25 protein-coding genes are annotated in these 15025 nt (G+C 49.1%); 23 read left to right on the forward strand and 2 right to left on the reverse strand.

Translation table 11 applies throughout. The features are described 5' to 3' along the window. Window positions 1-89 precede the first annotated feature (89 nt). Both H6F76_RS19135 and H6F76_RS19140 read right to left on the reverse strand, forming a co-directional pair. Entirely contained in the window at window positions 90-1421 is a 1332-nt protein-coding gene (locus tag H6F76_RS19135) for an LdpA C-terminal domain-containing domain (protein ID WP_190510691.1), read from the reverse strand. A 72-nt stretch (window positions 1422-1493) separates the two neighbouring features. Beyond that, on the reverse strand, window positions 1494-1970 hold the full coding sequence (locus H6F76_RS19140; RefSeq protein ID WP_190448301.1) for an NAD(P)H-quinone oxidoreductase subunit N: 477 nt from the start codon (window positions 1968-1970) through the stop codon (window positions 1494-1496). Between the two features lie 680 nt (window positions 1971-2650). Here H6F76_RS19140 and rplC point away from each other — a divergent pair. The 23 genes from rplC to rpsM all read left to right on the forward strand — a co-directional run bounded on the left by rplC (window position 2651) and on the right by rpsM (window position 14988). After that, window positions 2651-3289, forward strand: a complete 639-nt coding sequence (gene rplC / locus H6F76_RS19145) for a 50S ribosomal protein L3 (RefSeq protein ID WP_190510693.1) — start codon at window positions 2651-2653, stop codon at window positions 3287-3289. 53 nt (window positions 3290-3342) lie between these two features. After that, window positions 3343-3975, forward strand: a complete 633-nt coding sequence (gene rplD / locus H6F76_RS19150; RefSeq protein WP_190510695.1) for a 50S ribosomal protein L4 — start codon at window positions 3343-3345, stop codon at window positions 3973-3975. After that, window positions 3965-4270: a 50S ribosomal protein L23 gene (locus H6F76_RS19155; RefSeq protein WP_190448297.1), complete on the forward strand. Its 306-nt coding sequence runs from the start codon at window positions 3965-3967 to the stop codon at window positions 4268-4270. Before rplD ends, H6F76_RS19155 begins: the two co-directional genes overlap by 11 nt. 83 nt (window positions 4271-4353) lie before the next feature. Further along, on the forward strand, window positions 4354-5217 hold the full coding sequence (rplB, locus tag H6F76_RS19160; RefSeq protein WP_190448295.1) for a 50S ribosomal protein L2: 864 nt from the start codon (window positions 4354-4356) through the stop codon (window positions 5215-5217). A 32-nt stretch (window positions 5218-5249) separates the two neighbouring features. Beyond that, window positions 5250-5528, forward strand: a complete 279-nt coding sequence (gene rpsS, locus H6F76_RS19165) for a 30S ribosomal protein S19 (protein ID WP_106256534.1) — start codon at window positions 5250-5252, stop codon at window positions 5526-5528. Window positions 5529-5568: 40 nt separating this feature from the next. Beyond that, the gene (gene rplV, locus H6F76_RS19170; protein ID WP_190448293.1) at window positions 5569-5931 is read left to right on the forward strand and encodes a 50S ribosomal protein L22; all 363 of its coding nucleotides are present in this window, start codon (window positions 5569-5571) and stop codon (window positions 5929-5931) included. A 79-nt stretch (window positions 5932-6010) separates the two neighbouring features. Next, the gene (rpsC, locus tag H6F76_RS19175) at window positions 6011-6742 is read left to right on the forward strand and encodes a 30S ribosomal protein S3 (protein WP_190448290.1); all 732 of its coding nucleotides are present in this window, start codon (window positions 6011-6013) and stop codon (window positions 6740-6742) included. A gap of 86 nt (window positions 6743-6828) precedes the next feature. Continuing rightward, on the forward strand, window positions 6829-7248 hold the full coding sequence (gene rplP / locus H6F76_RS19180) for a 50S ribosomal protein L16 (protein WP_190448288.1): 420 nt from the start codon (window positions 6829-6831) through the stop codon (window positions 7246-7248). 3 nt (window positions 7249-7251) lie between these two features. Further along, a complete protein-coding gene (gene rpmC, locus H6F76_RS19185) occupies window positions 7252-7467 on the forward strand; it encodes a 50S ribosomal protein L29 (RefSeq protein WP_190510697.1) in 216 nt (71 codons plus the stop codon). Between the two features lie 116 nt (window positions 7468-7583). Continuing rightward, entirely contained in the window at window positions 7584-7835 is a 252-nt protein-coding gene (gene rpsQ, locus H6F76_RS19190; protein ID WP_190448284.1) for a 30S ribosomal protein S17, read from the forward strand. A 12-nt stretch (window positions 7836-7847) separates the two neighbouring features. Next, on the forward strand, window positions 7848-8216 hold the full coding sequence (rplN, locus tag H6F76_RS19195; RefSeq protein WP_190448281.1) for a 50S ribosomal protein L14: 369 nt from the start codon (window positions 7848-7850) through the stop codon (window positions 8214-8216). Next, window positions 8216-8563: a 50S ribosomal protein L24 gene (gene rplX, locus H6F76_RS19200; protein ID WP_199322216.1), complete on the forward strand. Its 348-nt coding sequence runs from the start codon at window positions 8216-8218 to the stop codon at window positions 8561-8563. Before rplN ends, rplX begins: the two co-directional genes overlap by 1 nt. A 156-nt stretch (window positions 8564-8719) precedes the next feature. Next, a complete protein-coding gene (gene rplE / locus H6F76_RS19205; protein WP_190448280.1) occupies window positions 8720-9265 on the forward strand; it encodes a 50S ribosomal protein L5 in 546 nt (181 codons plus the stop codon). Window positions 9266-9288: 23 nt separating this feature from the next. Beyond that, window positions 9289-9690: a 30S ribosomal protein S8 gene (rpsH, locus tag H6F76_RS19210; protein WP_190448279.1), complete on the forward strand. Its 402-nt coding sequence runs from the start codon at window positions 9289-9291 to the stop codon at window positions 9688-9690. A 104-nt stretch (window positions 9691-9794) separates the two neighbouring features. Further along, complete coding sequence (gene rplF, locus H6F76_RS19215) at window positions 9795-10334, forward strand: 50S ribosomal protein L6 (protein ID WP_190448278.1); 540 nt, start codon at window positions 9795-9797, stop codon at window positions 10332-10334. A gap of 2 nt (window positions 10335-10336) precedes the next feature. Continuing rightward, window positions 10337-10699, forward strand: a complete 363-nt coding sequence (gene rplR, locus H6F76_RS19220) for a 50S ribosomal protein L18 (RefSeq protein ID WP_190448277.1) — start codon at window positions 10337-10339, stop codon at window positions 10697-10699. An 87-nt stretch (window positions 10700-10786) separates the two neighbouring features. After that, window positions 10787-11308, forward strand: a complete 522-nt coding sequence (rpsE, locus tag H6F76_RS19225) for a 30S ribosomal protein S5 (protein ID WP_190448275.1) — start codon at window positions 10787-10789, stop codon at window positions 11306-11308. A gap of 94 nt (window positions 11309-11402) precedes the next feature. Then, window positions 11403-11855, forward strand: coding sequence for a 50S ribosomal protein L15 (gene rplO / locus H6F76_RS19230; RefSeq protein WP_190448272.1), 453 nt, complete (start codon window positions 11403-11405; stop codon window positions 11853-11855). Window positions 11856-11982: 127 nt separating this feature from the next. Next, a complete protein-coding gene (secY, locus tag H6F76_RS19235) occupies window positions 11983-13290 on the forward strand; it encodes a preprotein translocase subunit SecY (protein ID WP_190510699.1) in 1308 nt (435 codons plus the stop codon). Further along, window positions 13290-13859, forward strand: a complete 570-nt coding sequence (locus tag H6F76_RS19240) for an adenylate kinase (RefSeq protein ID WP_190510701.1) — start codon at window positions 13290-13292, stop codon at window positions 13857-13859. Before secY ends, H6F76_RS19240 begins: the two co-directional genes overlap by 1 nt. A gap of 176 nt (window positions 13860-14035) precedes the next feature. Continuing rightward, on the forward strand, window positions 14036-14263 hold the full coding sequence (infA, locus tag H6F76_RS19245) for a translation initiation factor IF-1 (protein WP_106256564.1): 228 nt from the start codon (window positions 14036-14038) through the stop codon (window positions 14261-14263). A gap of 124 nt (window positions 14264-14387) precedes the next feature. Beyond that, window positions 14388-14501, forward strand: a complete 114-nt coding sequence (gene rpmJ, locus H6F76_RS19250; protein WP_190510703.1) for a 50S ribosomal protein L36 — start codon at window positions 14388-14390, stop codon at window positions 14499-14501. A 103-nt stretch (window positions 14502-14604) separates the two neighbouring features. Further along, window positions 14605-14988 (forward strand): 30S ribosomal protein S13, encoded by a 384-nt coding sequence (rpsM, locus tag H6F76_RS19255; protein WP_190510706.1) that lies wholly within the window; start codon window positions 14605-14607, stop codon window positions 14986-14988. The last annotated feature ends 37 nt before the right edge of the window (window positions 14989-15025 follow it).

Genomic DNA, 15025 nt, shown 5'->3' on the forward strand with positions numbered 1-15025 from the left:
TGCCGTTAGGGTTTACCATTTGCTTACTAAAGGGAAAGAACAAGCGCAGCGGACAGAAGAGGTGGATAGTGGCTAACTCAGACGCGCTGTCAAAGGTTTAAGCGCATAAGCTGGCTGTCGTTAAAAGTTTTTAGTTGAGAGACAAGTGAGTGTGCCAATGTCACTGCCTGCCAGAGCAAAGCAGGCGCTTCCTCTAAATGCATCGGCAGTGTTCGTCCTTGATGCTTTATCAAAACGTTGCGGGACTCAGGAGAGTCTAACAACGGGGTGCCAACCATCGCAGCGCATTCTGAGTCATCCGCCTCTAGCCCGATCGCATCAAGCTGATTGAGGATCGGCGTGAGTAACGTACGAGCATAGCTACCATATGCAACTCCGGAGATATAGGAAGACCGCTGCTTGCTGGAGTGAGTCTCTAGCGGCTCCCTAGCAGCACCTACTGCTATTGCTGAAAGCCTGGGCGACGGTTGCAGCAATCCCAGCGCTTTAAGTTTCGGTACTGTATGGTGGTTAGTGCCTCCCGCTAACTGGATAGAACCCGGCAAGTTAGCCGCCAGAACTTTTTGACCCAGCTTGACTGCTGCCCTAGTAGTACCTATACCAATATCACCACTCATAGGACGACCATCCAACTGCCAAACCAACGGGCAGGGGAGCGGCGAAATCAAGTTGTACAGTGCTCGTAAATAGTCAATTAAACCGTCACCATCAGGACAACTAATGGCAATCAGCTTTAGATCACCCACCCAAGGCACGATCACCTCCCACAGCCGTCGAAACGCATCCAGCCGTCCGATTTGTGTATGAATCTCGATCGCATCTACACCTGCTTGCAGCACAAGAGGCACGATCACCGCTGGCGTAGAGCCATATGAATGCGTTGATATATGCTGTATGGGGCAAACTGGCAAACAGCGCCCACACCCATAGCACCGATCGCTCACCACGCCAGCGATCGGTTCAAGCACAGCAACACTTCCCTCAAAAGCATTGCCTTGTGCAGGACTTTCGCCTAGTGGGCTAGCACCTGTTGGTGCAGTATGGAACACGATTGCTTGCGCTGGGCAGATCGACTCACAGGGTCGTTTGCAGTCTGGTGGACAGGTAGCAGCATCAAAGTCAGCCTTGCGAAAATGAGGATCTTCGCCGTCATTCAGGCTCACCATAAGCCAAGGCAAACCACGCATGGGGAAGCGCTCATCACCCTTAGTAGCGGCGAGGTCAGCAGCAAGCTTTAAGGCCGTCTTTGCAGTCAAAATTACAGCCGGGTCAGCGGCGACATCAATACAATCCGCTCCGGCTAGCGTATACGCCAGTACCAGGCTTCGGATGGCTGGAAGGTGTTGAAAACTGGCTCCGCAAATGAGTTTAAACCAGTGCCCTTCTCTTAAAGATTGCAGAGGGTAGTACAGATCAGTCACCCCTACATCCTAGTACCCTGTACTAAAAAATACGAGGTATCTACAGAACTCTTTTCATCAACCGAGGTGATTCTACGCCGAAAGTAACGCCTTTGTCAGTGGTGCCCAACGGAATGCGCGATCACCGCCCAGTTCTACTACCACTTTCAAACGCGGTTCAACCTTAGGCAAGGCTACCAAGTATTCCAGCTCTTGGTTGGTCAAAATAGAACCCTCAATAATCCACAGCACTAAGCCTTTAGCAGTTGCTGGCAGTTGCTCAATTTGATAACTGACGAGCGGTGGAACGTAGTGCGTTTCGCCAACCGCTGGACCTGTACTAGTAGTTTTCTTGCCCAAGTGCGGCGGACGCACACCATGTACGCTTGTTAGATAAGCAGCCAGATCGCCTAAGCCACGAGCTGTAATGCTAAGCGACACATAACCTGTCGCCCGAATACGTCGTCGATATCGTCCCTCGAAGCCGCCTTCTAAAGGAACATACACACCTAAAGCGCCCTCTGTCTCTAAATCACGAATAAGCTGCTTGCCAGTTGTCAGTAGCGCCATCGATCTTCACTCCACCTAACTGATACGTGCTGAGACGTTGCCCTAACGGTATTTGATCGCCCAAGACCGTCCCTATCAAGAACTGTACCGGAACAGGAACTACTTTGAGCAAGCAAGATACTCACAATCTACAGCCTTAACTATAAAACTGAATGCCACTCTCGACTGCATACCAGTAAGAATGTTGAAAAATGGCAGCACAGTTATATAGTTGTAAGGCTATTGGGTGTTACTGAGAGATTCAGTTGATCGCGCTAGAGCGATCGCTGCCTCAGCAAAGAAGTTTCCAAGAGCACTAGACAATCAGGGAAGAATTGCCTTATAGTTAATAACTGCTGCCGAGTTATGCAAAAGCATTCCAGGCTAGAGTCTGAAACTGCAATAAGCAGCACTTTAGCACTAACTGGAAAATGACTTCCGCCTTATAGGGATACTGAGTAGCTTGCTACGCAAGTCCTGGCGGAACTAGCTAATAAATGTAGCGCTTGTTAGATGTCATCAGCTTTATCGGCTGATGAAGCGATTGGTGAGGTTTGTTCATCCTGGTGCTATCCAGACTTTTGGGTTGCATAGTTGATGACGTGACTGAGCTTTAAGAGCAGTTCAAACAAGGAAAGCAGCTTCGAGATTCTGAGCTGTAGAGCCTAAGTTTTAACGTGTAGAAATGGAGTCTAGTCACCGTGTCTGTTGGTATCCTTGGCACAAAACTCGGCATGACCCAAGTGTTTGACGAAGCAGGAAAAGCGATTCCTGTGACGGTCATTCAAGCGGGACCATGCACTATCACGCAAGTGAAAACAGTCCAAACAGATGGCTATTTTGCCGTTCAGGTTGGATACGGTGACGTGTCTCAAAAAGCGCTGACGAAGCCAGAGCTGGGGCATCTTGCAAAATCGGGTGCTTCTCCCGTACGACACCTTCATGAGTATCGTCTTAAGACTGCAGGCGAATTTGAGTTGGGTCAGCAGTTAAAGGCAGATGCCTTTGAGGTTGGGCAAGTTGTTGATGTCATTGGCACCAGCATCGGTCGTGGGTTTGCTGGGTATCAGAAGCGTCACAACTTTAAGCGCGGACCAATGGCACACGGTTCTAAGAACCATCGCGCTCCAGGTTCTACCGGAGCCGGTACAACACCTGGTCGTGTCTACCCCGGTAAGCGGATGGCTGGACGATTGGGCGGTGGGCAAGTAACCGTTCGCAAGTTGACGGTGGTGCGGGTTGACATTGAGCGCAATCTCCTGCTGATCAAAGGTGCGCTTCCTGGCAAGCCCGGTGCCTTGCTTAATATCGTCCCAGCGACGATCGTCGGTCGACAGTAGAGCGTTTCGGTTGGAATGCACCTCTACGCTGAATGAGAGACAAGGGTAAAACTATGGTTGATTGTGTCGTTAAGAATTGGCAGGGCGAAGAAGCGGGTACTGCTTCTTTGGACTTGAAGGTAGCAGACGAAGCGAATGCTGCTCACGTTGTCCATCGTGCTCTGACCCGACAGTTGGCAAATGTACGTCAAGGTACTGCCTCCACAAAGACCCGTGCTGAAGTACGCGGGGGTGGACGCAAACCTTGGCGACAAAAAGGGACAGGGCGTGCTCGTGCAGGTTCTAACCGTTCACCGTTATGGCGGGGCGGTGGCGTTATCTTTGGTCCAAAGCCAAGAGACTACACTCTTAAGATGAATCGCAAAGAGCGGCGTTTAGCGCTTCGCACCGCGCTTCATAGCCGACTTGAAGATCTGGTAGTTGTACAAGATTTTGCTGACCAGTTGACTCGTCCCAAGACTAAAGAAGTGGTAAAGGCTTTAGCCGGTTGGGGCATTGAGCCTAGATCAAAAGTGCTGTTGATTGTTGGAGAGCGAGATGAAAATGTCTATCTATCTGCTCGCAATATTGACAATCTACGACTGATCTCAGCAGGAAACCTGAACGTGTTCGATCTGCTTGCAGCCGAGCGCATTGTGGCAACGGCATCAGCTCTTACGAAAATTCAGGAGGTTTATGGTGACTGAGTATAACGCTGGGGCACTAGCTGATTTAGTACGTCGTCCGATCGTGACTGAGAAAGCTACTCTTTTGCTAGAGAACAATCAGTACACGTTTGAGGTTGATCCGAGAGCGAAGAAGCCAGAAATTAAGGCGGCGATCGAGACGCTCTTTGAAGTCAAGGTGGTTAACGTCAGTACCCAGAATCCTCCCCGTAAAGCACGTCGTGTCGGTAAGTTCGCTGGGCATCGACCACAGTACAAACGAGCTGTTGTCACTTTGGCGGCTGGAGACTCTATTACACTCTTCCCAGAAGTTTGACCCATCACAAAGGTTAGAGGCTCTGTCTCTAGCGGGCAACGTCTAACCTTCAATATTGCAAAAATCCCCAAGAGCTTAACGTTATGGGCATCCGTTTTTATCGACCGACTACTCCTGGTACACGCACCCGCTCAGTTTCTGCTTTTTCAGAAGTAACAAAGAGCGAGCCAGAGAAGTCTCTGACGCACTCAAAGCACCGACCCAAGGGGCGTAACAATCGTGGGGTCATTACGTGCCGTCATCGTGGTGGTGGACATAAGCGTCTTTATCGCATCATTGATTTCAAGCGCGACAAGCATAATATTCCTGCCAAGGTTGTTGCGATCGAGTACGACCCCAACCGGAATGCGCGAATTGCACTGCTCTTCTACCAGGATGGCGAGAAGCGATATATTATCCATCCAGCTAATCTAGCAGTTGGCACTATTATCCGCTCAGGTCCCGATTCTCCGTTTGAAATTGGCAATGCGTTGCCGCTTGGAAATGTTCCGCTTGGTACGACTGTCCATAATGTTGAGCTAGTACCTGGAAAAGGTGGACAGATTGTACGTGCTGCTGGTGCAGGCGCTCAGGTCGCAGCGAAAGAAGGAAACTTCGTCACACTGAAACTCCCGTCTGGAGAAGTACGTTTGATTCGTCGTGAGTGTTACGCAACGATTGGCTCAGTAGGCAATGGTGATATCCGCAACACCAGCTTCGGCAAGGCTGGTCGCAAGCGCTGGAAAGGTCGTCGCCCAGAAGTTCGAGGCAGTGTCATGAACCCAGTGGATCACCCCCATGGTGGTGGTGAAGGTCGAGCACCGATCGGTCGCTCGGGTCCTGTCACACCTTGGGGTAAACCAACATTGGGATACAAAACTCGCAAGAAGAAGAAACTCAGCAACGCCTTAATTGTGCGTCGTCGCCGGAAGTCTTCTAAGCGAGGCAGAGGCGGTCGGGATTCATAAATGACGGGTAAATGACGGAGGGGAGATAGACTATGGCTCGCTCACTAAAGAAAGGTCCGTTTGTTGCAGATCATCTGCTTAGTAAGATTGAAGCGCTGAACGTTAAGGGCGATAAGCAGGTAATTAAAACTTGGTCACGTGCGTCCACCATCCTGCCCCAGATGATTGGTCATACGATCGCAGTGCATAACGGGCGGCAACACGTTCCGGTTTATGTTACAGAGCAAATGGTTGGGCACAAACTGGGGGAATTTGCCCCTACCCGGACGTTTCGCAGTCACGCTGGTGGCGACAAGAAAGCACGTCGATAACGAATTGAGCGGATGCCGCTGACAGCTAAAGGAAAAATGTATGGCTATTGATACCACCACTGAAACTAAAGCGATCGCTCGGTACATTCGAATGTCACCGCACAAAGTTCGGCGAGTGCTTGACCAGATTCGGGGGCGCTCTTACCGAGAAGCGCTCATTATTCTAGAGTTCATGCCCTATCGTGCGTGTGAGCCTGTATTAAAAGTACTGCGCTCGGCTGCTGCCAACGCTGAACATAATGGGGGCCTAAGCCGGGCTGAGTTGTTGGTCAGCCAAGCCTTTGCTGATCAAGGACCATCTCTTAAGCGGTTCCGGCCTAGAGCGCAAGGGCGAGCTTACCAAATTCGGAAGCCCACTTGCCATATCACGATCGCGGTAGCTCCTGGTGCCGCAGCCGAGTAGATAAACGAACTCCTACTCAACATTTGATAGGCGGTTACAACCGTCATTGAGATTTAACTGCTTACTGGAGGACGCATTCGTGGGACAGAAAATTCATCCAACCGGGTTCCGCCTCGGCATTACCCAAGAGCACCGCTCTCGCTGGTTCGGCGACCATAAGCGGTATCCTGAACTCCTGCAAGAGGACTACAAAATCCGGCGCTTCGTTGAAAAAAATCTCAGCAGCGCTGGAATTTCAGAGGTTCGGATTGAACGCAAAGCGGATCAGATTGATCTAGAAGTTCGCACTGCGCGACCGGGTGTGGTAGTTGGTCGTGGTGGCACTGGTATTGAGTCCTTACGAGTGAGCTTACAAGCAGTGTTAGGCGGTGGTGATCGCCAGATTCGCATCAACGTTGTGGAAGTAGCAAGAGTTGATGCTGATGCTGCGCTGATTGGCGAATATATTGCCCAGCAGCTTGAGCGACGGGTTTCCTTCCGCCGAGTCGTACGTCAAGCAATTCAGCGTGCCCAACGCGCTGGCATTGAAGGTATCAAGGTTCAGGTTAGTGGTCGGCTCAATGGGGCAGAAATCGCTCGCCCAGAGTGGACTCGCGAGGGTAGAGTTCCCTTGCATACGCTTAGAGCTGACATTGATTACGCTTACTGTACTGCTCAAACAATCTTTGGCACATTAGGCATCAAAGTCTGGATCTTTAAGGGCGAAATCATCCCAGGGCAAGAGCAGGAACCTGCTCCAACTAATAATCAACCTCGCCGTCGTCAGCAACGTCGCCGCCAACAGTTTGAAGATCGATCGAATGAAGGGTAAGGGATAAAGGGTGAAGGGATGATTCAATCAATCTCTCTAGCTCCTGACTCCTGACTCCTGGCTCCTGAATTCTCAAGGTATGAGTCATGTTAAGTCCAAGAAGAACAAAATTTCGGAAACAGCAGCGCGGACGGATGAGCGGTCTGGCAACTCGTGGCAACGAACTTGACTTCGGTGAGTTTGGTTTGCAGGCGCAGGAGCCATCCTGGATTACGGCTCGACAAATTGAAGCTAGCCGTCGTGCGATGACTCGCTACATCCGTCGGGGTGGCAAGATCTGGATTCGGATTTTTCCCGATAAGCCTGTAACAATGCGTCCGGCTGAAACTCGGATGGGTTCTGGTAAAGGTGCCCCTGAGTTTTGGGTTGCTGTTGTTAAGCCTGGTCGGATTATGTTTGAGATCTCTGGCGTTACTGAAGAGATAGCAAGAGAAGCGATGCGCCTTGCCTCGTTCAAGCTACCGATCAAAACCAAGTTTATTAGCCGCGCAGCGGAGGAGTCCTAAGCTATGCCTCTTCCTAAAATTGATGAAGTCCGTGATTTGAGTGATCAAGAGCTTGACGAGCAAATTGTTGCAACAAAACGACAGCTCTTTGAATTGCGTTTCCAAAAAGGCACGCGCCAACTGGATAAATCTCATCGCTTTAAGCACACCCGTCATCGTCTTGCTCAATTGCTAACGATCGAACGAGAGCGGCAGTTGGCTTCAAAGGTCGAGGGCTAAGGGCTAAGGAATAAAAGCAGTTAGGGATTGTTAAGTAACCCGCTGTTGCTTCGCTCCCCTCAGTCTTTATCCTCCACCTTTTATCCTTTATCCTTCCTTTTACCCGGATACCTTCCATGGCAGCAAAAGAAAGAGTTGGCTTAGTTGTCAGCGACAAAATGGAGAAAACGATCGTCGTAGCAGTAGAAAGCCGTTCTGCTCACCCTAAGTACGGCAAGATCGTAGCTCGCACCAAGCGTTACAAAGCGCATGACGAAGAAAACAAATGCAAAGTGGGCGATCGCGTTCGCATTCAGGAGACGAGACCGCTAAGTGCTACAAAGCGCTGGACCGTAACTGACATTCTTACCACAGCGGCTCAAGCATAGTCGGAGGAACCAATGATCCAACAAGAGTCTTACCTGAATGTTGCAGATAACAGCGGCGCTCGCAAGCTGATGTGTATTCGTGTCATCGGTGGCGGCAACCGCCGCTACGGTGGTGTGGGTGACATCATTATTGCAGTCGTTAAAGATGCCATTCCCAATATGGCAGTCAAGAAGTCTGATGTTGTGCGTGCCGTAATCGTCCGCACTCGCAAAAGTCTTCGTCGCGACAGTGGTATGAGTATTCGTTTTGATGATAATGCGGCTGTACTGATCAACAATGACGGTAATCCCAGAGGTACCCGTGTTTTTGGTCCGGTTGCCCGTGAACTACGTGACAAAAACTTTACTAAAATTGTCTCCCTCGCTCCGGAGGTTCTGTAATGACAAAGGTTAAACCAGCTCCAGTTCGACACAAGCTGCACGTCAAAAAAGGGGATACCGTTCAGGTTATCGCTGGTAGTGATAAAGGCAAAGTAGGTGAAGTACTGCAAACCCTGCCAAAAACGAACAAGGTTGTTGTCAAAGGCGTTAACATCCGCACCAAGCACGTTAAGCCTCAGCAAGAAGGTGAGACGGGGCAGATCGTAACCAACGAAGCGCCGATTCATAGCTCTAATGTAATGCTTTATTCTGAAAAGCAAAAAGTTGCGAGTCGTGTTTGCTACACCTTTGATGCAGAAGGTCGCAAAGTGAGAATGCTTAAAAAGACAGGTGAAACGCTGGATTAGCACAAAGTTCTTAGAACTTTTCGTTAAGTCAGTGTAGGGGGAATAACACAGCCTCTCAGACTAGCGATTTCTATAGAAACTTTCATGCATAGCCAAGGCAGTTAGTTAACAACTACTTCCCTGACCAAGCCCAGGGGTGATTAAGGAACGAAGACAATGGCAGAACGACTCAAGACTTACTATCAAGAAAAAATTGTTCCTAAACTTATGGAGCAATTTAGCTACACCAATATCCATCAGGTGCCGAAAGTCATTAAGGTAACAGTGAACCGAGGGATGGGTGAAGCCGCTCAAAACGCAAAGGCATTGGAGGCTTCTCTGGCTGAGATTAGTCTTATTACCGGACAAAAGCCAGTTGTGACGCGCGCTAAGAAGGCGATCGCGGGCTTCAAGATTCGTCAAGGAATGCCTGTAGGTATTATGGTGACTCTGCGATCTGGGCGTATGTATGCGTTTCTTGATCGCCTCGTTAATCTTACGCTTCCACGCATCCGAGATTTTCGTGGGATCAGCCCCAAGAGCTTTGATGGGCGAGGAAACTATACATTGGGCTTGCGCGAACAGCTGATCTTCCCTGAAGTGGAATATGACAGCGTTGACCAAGTACGTGGTATGGACATCTCGATCATTACTACGGCACACACCGATGAGGAGGGTCGCGCCTTGCTGAAAGAACTGGGCATGCCCTTCCGGGATAACTAAGGCAGCTTTATCAAGGGAAAACTATGGCGGCACACGACACTATTTCAGATATGCTGACGCGCATTCGGAATGCCAACTTGGCGCGTCACCAAACAACCGAAGTTCCATCCACAAAGATGACCCGTAGTATCGCTAAGGTTCTGAAAGAAGAAGGCTTCATTGCCGACTTTGCAGAAGCTGGTGAGGGTATTAAGCGGAATTTGGTCATTGCGCTGAAATATAAGGGCAAAACGAAGCGACCCATTATTACAACGCTGCGGCGCGTTAGCAAGCCCGGTTACCGCGTCTACTCAAATCGGCGAGAGCTTCCTCGTGTCTTAGGTGGCATTGGCGTTGCCATTATTTCCACTTCTAGTGGAATTATGACTGATCGTGAGGCACGGCGCACTGGGTTGGGTGGAGAAGTGCTGTGCTACATCTGGTAAGCCAGTTCTTAGTTTTTGGCAATTAGTTTTTAGATCACTTGTTTACGATCGCTAAGTAACCAGCAACTAATAACTAATAACTATTTATGTAGGAGTAGTCAGTTATGTCTCGCATTGGTAAACGCCCTATTGATATTCCTGGCAAGGTGACCATAACGATTGACGGGCAATTTGTTACGGTTAAAGGTCCAAAGGGTGAGTTATCTAGAGTCTTGCCTGGAGAAGTTGCCGTTGCTCAAGATGGAGAAACCTTGCTGGTCACTCGTCAGGATGAGTCTCGTGCTGCACGACAACGCCACGGGCTTTGTCGCACTTTGGTTGCAAACATGGTTGAAGGGGTTTCGCAAGGATTCCAGCGTCGGTTAGAAATCCAAGGTGTGGGCTACCGTGCTCAAATCCAGGGTCGAAATCTGATACTTAACGTGGGTTACAGCAAGCCAGTTGAGCTAGAGCCTCCAGAGGGGATTCAGGTTGCTGTCGAAAACAACACGAATGTCGTAGTTAGTGGTATCGACAAAGAAATTGTCGGCAACACAGCTGCTCGCATTCGTGCTGTTCGTCCGCCAGAACCTTACAAGGGTAAAGGGATTCGCTATGCCGGTGAAGCGGTCAGACGCAAAGTTGGTAAGGCAGGGAAGAAGTAAGCATGAAATTAACTCGTAAAGAATCAACACGTCGTCGTCATAGCCGGGTGCGTCGTCGCATCACCGGGACCTCAGAACGTCCTCGTTTAGCTGTGTTTCGCTCAAATCAGCATATCTACGCTCAGGTGATTGATGACGTCGCGCAGCATACTTTAGTAGCTGCCTCCACACTTGACCCTGATTTGAAAGTTTCTTTAAGTTCGGGATCAAATTGTGATGCGTCGATCGAAGTTGGTCGGCTAGTAGCAGAGCGCTTACTGGCAAAGGGTATTAAACAGGTTGTCTTTGATCGCGGTGGTAGCCTTTATCACGGTCGCGTGAAAGCATTGGCAGATGCCGCTCGTGAAGCTGGACTCGTTTTCTAATGGCTGTTAGCTGCTAGCGACTAGCTGTCAGCGCAAATGAACAAACACTAGCAACTAACAACTAGCAACTAACAACTTGGAGCAGATATGGCAAAGGGTCGTAAAAGTCCTAAAAGTAAGGAAAAAGAGACAGATTGGCAAGAGCGGGTAGTGCAAATCCGCCGAGTCACTAAAGTTGTGAAGGGCGGTAAAAAGCTCAGCTTTCGAGCGATCGTTGTCATTGGTAACGAGAAAGGTCAGGTTGGTGTTGGCGTTGGCAAAGCAAGTGATGTTATTGGGGCTGTCAAAAAAGGCGTTGCCGATGGTAAGAAGCATTTAGTTGATGTGCCGCTTACCAAGTCCAACTCGATTCCCCACCCTGCCAACGGTACTGGTGGAGGTGCCAAAATTATGATGCGTCCAGCAGCACCAGGGACTGGTGTTATCGCTGGGGGCGCTGTTCGTACTGTGCTAGAGCTTGCAGGTGTCCGTAACGTACTGGCGAAACAGCTTGGTTCTGGTAACCCGTTGAACAATGCTAGAGCAACAGTAAATGCGCTCGAAACGTTACGTACGTTTGCTGACGTTGCTGAAGAGCGTGGTATTCCAATCGAAAATCTCTACGCTTGAGCAGCGATTCGTTTTTAGTTGTTGGCTTTTAGTGGTCAAGGCTAAAACTAATCACTAACCACTGGCGACTAACAACAATCAACCAGGAAAAACTATGAGACTTGATGACGTTACGCCACAAGATGGCTCTAAAAAGCGCTCTCGGCGAGTGGGTCGCGGTATTGCGGCTGGTCAGGGGGCGAGCTGCGGTTTCGGAATGCGGGGGCAAAAATCACGCTCAGGTCGTCCGACCCGTCCTGGCTTTGAAGGTGGACAAATCCCTCTTTATCGTCGTTTGCCGAAGTTAAAGCGCTTTCCAATCATAAATCGTACAGACTACACCATTATTAATATTGGTGCTTTGTCTACACTGCCTGCTAATACAGATGTCACTCTCACATCGCTGCTTGAGGCTGGCATTGTCACTCATGATGATGGTCCGCTTAAACTGCTAGGTGATGGTGAGGTAACAGTACCCTTGACAGTTCGTGCTGCTGCTTTTAGTGTTTCTGCTCGCGCTAAGATTGAGGCAGCGGGCGGCACATGGGAACTGCTTGGTGCTGACTAAGTCGTGTCACGTTGTGTCTATATCCCCTTGCTGATGTTTTGGTCAACGGTACTAAGCTCAAGCAAGTGAATGAGAGGCAGCTGTGAAACCCCTTTCCCAAAGGACATAAACGTAGAGGAACTGCTTCATGGATAGTAGTCGAGATAGAACACCAAGTGCTCAAGAAACGTTTGCCCAGATGGCTCAGGCGGCAGGACTACGCGGTCGCATACTCCTTACCATCGGTATGCTCATCCTGATACGGTTAGGTATGTTTCTACCTTTACCGGGAATTGATAGGGCTGCTTTTTCTCAAAGCATTCAAAATAGCCCATTAATTGGCTTCCTGGACGTGTTTTCTGGTGGCGGCATTGCTGCTTTGGGAATTTTTGCACTTGGCATTCTGCCTTACATTAATGCGTCTATTATCTTGCAGCTTCTAACCTCAGCGTTGCCAGCGCTCGAAAATTTGCAGAAAAATGAAGGTGAAGCAGGTCGCCGCAAGATTTCGCAGATTACACGCTATGTCTCACTCGGCTGGGCGATTGTTCAGAGTGCTGGTATTGCTGTTTGGGTTCGTCCTTATGCCGATAGCTGGGGACCAATTTTTGTTGTGCAGACAGTCTTAGCACTGACGGCTGGCTCCATGTTTGTCATGTGGGTGGGTGAATTAATCACCGAGCGAGGCATTGGTAATGGTGCCTCACTGCTGATCTTTGTCAACATTGTTTCCAGTTTGCCACGCTCAGTGGGTCAAACATTAGAGCTAGCACAGAGCGGCGATCGCAACGTGGTGGGTGGCGTTATCATGCTGCTCGTCGTTTTCCTCGTCATGATTGTGGGTATTGTCTTCGTTCAAGAAGGTAGCCGTCGTATTCCCATCATCTCAGCACGTCGTCAGGTTGGGCGGCGAACCTACATGGAGCGCAACAGCTATCTGCCACTGCGGCTCAATCAAGGTGGGGTTATGCCCATCATTTTTGCCTCTGCTGTGCTGGTTCTTCCTGTGACGCTAGCTCAATTTACAAAGAACGATATAGCGATCCAAATTGCTAATTACCTCAGCCCTAATGGAAGTATGCCGTGGGTTCATGCGGCCCTCTATCTGCTTTTGATTCTTTTCTTTAGCTACTTTTATGCTTCGCTGGTCGTTAACCCTGTCGATATGTCCCAAAACTTGAAGAAGATGGGGGCTAGTATCCCAGGCATTCGCCCGGGCAAAGCAACTAGTGACTACATTGAGCGTGTTTTGAACCGCCTTACGTTTTTAGGTGCTATTTTCCTTGGCTTAGTGGCAATCGTACCAACAGCCGTAGAGGGAGCAACTAACGTGAGAACGTTTCAGGGTATTGGTGCAACCTCTCTACTTATCCTGGTAGGCGTGGCAATCGATACGGCGAAGCAAGTGCAGACTTACGTAATTTCCCAGCGCTATGAAGGAATGGTGAAGCAATAGTGGCTCGTCTCATTTTTCTCGGTGCTCCAGGGGCAGGTAAGGGAACGCAGGCGAAAGCTTTAGCAGCGTTTAGTCATATTCCACACATTTCTACTGGGGATATTTTACGAACGGCGGTTGCTTCACAGACTCCACTAGGTTTAAAAGCACAGTCCTACATGGATCAGGGCAACCTTGTCCCTGATCTGCTTGTAATCGATCTAATCCGTGATCGATTAAGTCAGTCAGATGCTCATAGCGGCTGGATTTTAGACGGTTTTCCTCGCAATGTTGCTCAGGCTGTGTTTCTGGATGAATTGCTGGTAGATATTTCTCATGCATACGACTACGCAATTAATCTGGATGTCCCAGACGATGTTCTTGTGCAGCGATTGCTTGGGCGTGGACGACAAGATGACACTGAAGAGGTTATTCGGCGACGCTTACAGGTCTATCACGACCAGACTGCTCCGTTGATTGACTTTTATCAGAGTCAAGATAAGTTTCTGTCCATTAACGGCAATATTCCTCCAGAGGCTGTAACTGAGGAACTTAGAGGGCTGGTTCAGAAAGCGGTGGTTGACTCTTAACGGGTACTTAAAAGGCAGCATCCTCTTTACGCAGTTGCTATGACACTGGTTACATCCTGCTTGCTCGTACGCTATCGCTGCCATACTTAAAGTTAATAACTTAAACTTAGAGAAGAAACGTTACCCAACAATGATAAGAAATCAAGTTTGATCATTACTTAGTAGAGGAAAGCACATTGTCAAAGCAAGATCTAATTGAAATGGAAGGCACGGTCACCGAATCGCTGCCCAACGCTATGTTTCGAGTCAACCTTGATAACGGGTTTAATGTCCTGGCTCATATTTCTGGCAAGATTCGCCGCAATTACATCAAAATCCTTCCGGGCGATCGAGTCAAGGTCGAGTTGACACCTTACGACCTGACCAAAGGTCGTATTACGTATCGCTTACGTAATAAAAAGTAGTTTGTTAATGGGTTGCGTTTTATGGCTGAAGGTACTAAAGATTCAGAATCTTAGAACAAATATTTGACAATCACCCTTTGATTTTGATAGCATATAACGTTTGTAATACTGGCGAAAACGAGTCATGAAAGTCCGGGCATCTGTTCGTAAGATCTGTGAGAAATGCCGCGTTATTCGTCGTCGCGGCAGAGTGATGGTGATCTGTCTAAACCCGAAGCATAAGCAACGTCAAGGCTAAGGCATATACCAAGACAGGGATTGCCAGAGACGTTCTAGACGAGTGTAGGAACTTAGCAGGCAAGAGTCGAAAGTTTAGTAGTAGAAGACTGGGAGAGAATAGCGTGGCACGGATCGCTGGAGTAGACTTACCTCGCGACAAGCGGATTGAGATTGGTCTCACATATATATACGGAATTGGGCTGACCCGTTCCCAAGACGTTTTGAAAGCAACAGGTGTTAATCCAGATACTCGCGTCAAAGATCTGAGTGACGCTGATGTTTCTTTATTGCGTGAAGAAGTTGAAGAGAACTACCAAATTGAAGGTGATCTAAGACGCTTGGAGTCGATGAACATCAAGCGATTGATGGATATCGGCACCTATCGCGGTCGTCGTCATCGTCTTGGTCTTCCTGTTCGTGGTCAACGTACTCGTACAAATGCTCGTACCCGGCGAGGCGGTCGTCGCACAGTGGCTGGTAAGAAAAAGGCACCTAGTAAGAAATAGGTAAGTAGTAGTTGGCGCAAGCTTGTTGAAGTAATCG

Origin of the sequence: Leptolyngbya sp. FACHB-321, from assembly GCF_014695975.1 — a bacterium.
Classification (GTDB): Bacteria; Cyanobacteriota; Cyanobacteriia; order Leptolyngbyales; family Leptolyngbyaceae; genus Stenomitos.

Bases quoted from the DNA above. Each gene is read 5' to 3' on its own strand.
- secY (WP_190510699.1), top strand. From the start codon at position 11,983: ATGGATAGTAGTCGAGATAGAACACCAAGTGCTCAAGAAACGTTTGCC.
- rplR (WP_190448277.1), top strand. From the start codon at position 10,337: ATGAAATTAACTCGTAAAGAATCAACACGTCGTCGTCATAGCCGGGTG.
- rplN (WP_190448281.1), top strand. From the start codon at position 7,848: ATGATCCAACAAGAGTCTTACCTGAATGTTGCAGATAACAGCGGCGCT.
- rpsQ (WP_190448284.1), top strand. From the start codon at position 7,584: ATGGCAGCAAAAGAAAGAGTTGGCTTAGTTGTCAGCGACAAAATGGAG.
- H6F76_RS19155 (WP_190448297.1), top strand. From the start codon at position 3,965: ATGGTGACTGAGTATAACGCTGGGGCACTAGCTGATTTAGTACGTCGT.
- rplP (WP_190448288.1), top strand. From the start codon at position 6,829: ATGTTAAGTCCAAGAAGAACAAAATTTCGGAAACAGCAGCGCGGACGG.
- rpsH (WP_190448279.1), top strand. From the start codon at position 9,289: ATGGCGGCACACGACACTATTTCAGATATGCTGACGCGCATTCGGAAT.
- rplB (WP_190448295.1), top strand. From the start codon at position 4,354: ATGGGCATCCGTTTTTATCGACCGACTACTCCTGGTACACGCACCCGC.
- rplE (WP_190448280.1), top strand. From the start codon at position 8,720: ATGGCAGAACGACTCAAGACTTACTATCAAGAAAAAATTGTTCCTAAA.
- rplD (WP_190510695.1), top strand. From the start codon at position 3,343: ATGGTTGATTGTGTCGTTAAGAATTGGCAGGGCGAAGAAGCGGGTACT.
- rplO (WP_190448272.1), top strand. From the start codon at position 11,403: ATGAGACTTGATGACGTTACGCCACAAGATGGCTCTAAAAAGCGCTCT.
- rplX (WP_199322216.1), top strand. From the start codon at position 8,216: ATGACAAAGGTTAAACCAGCTCCAGTTCGACACAAGCTGCACGTCAAA.
- rpsS (WP_106256534.1), top strand. From the start codon at position 5,250: ATGGCTCGCTCACTAAAGAAAGGTCCGTTTGTTGCAGATCATCTGCTT.
- rpsE (WP_190448275.1), top strand. From the start codon at position 10,787: ATGGCAAAGGGTCGTAAAAGTCCTAAAAGTAAGGAAAAAGAGACAGAT.
- rpmJ (WP_190510703.1), top strand. From the start codon at position 14,388: ATGAAAGTCCGGGCATCTGTTCGTAAGATCTGTGAGAAATGCCGCGTT.
- H6F76_RS19140 (WP_190448301.1), bottom strand. From the start codon at position 1,970: ATGGCGCTACTGACAACTGGCAAGCAGCTTATTCGTGATTTAGAGACA.
- rpmC (WP_190510697.1), top strand. From the start codon at position 7,252: ATGCCTCTTCCTAAAATTGATGAAGTCCGTGATTTGAGTGATCAAGAG.
- rplF (WP_190448278.1), top strand. From the start codon at position 9,795: ATGTCTCGCATTGGTAAACGCCCTATTGATATTCCTGGCAAGGTGACC.
- rplV (WP_190448293.1), top strand. From the start codon at position 5,569: ATGGCTATTGATACCACCACTGAAACTAAAGCGATCGCTCGGTACATT.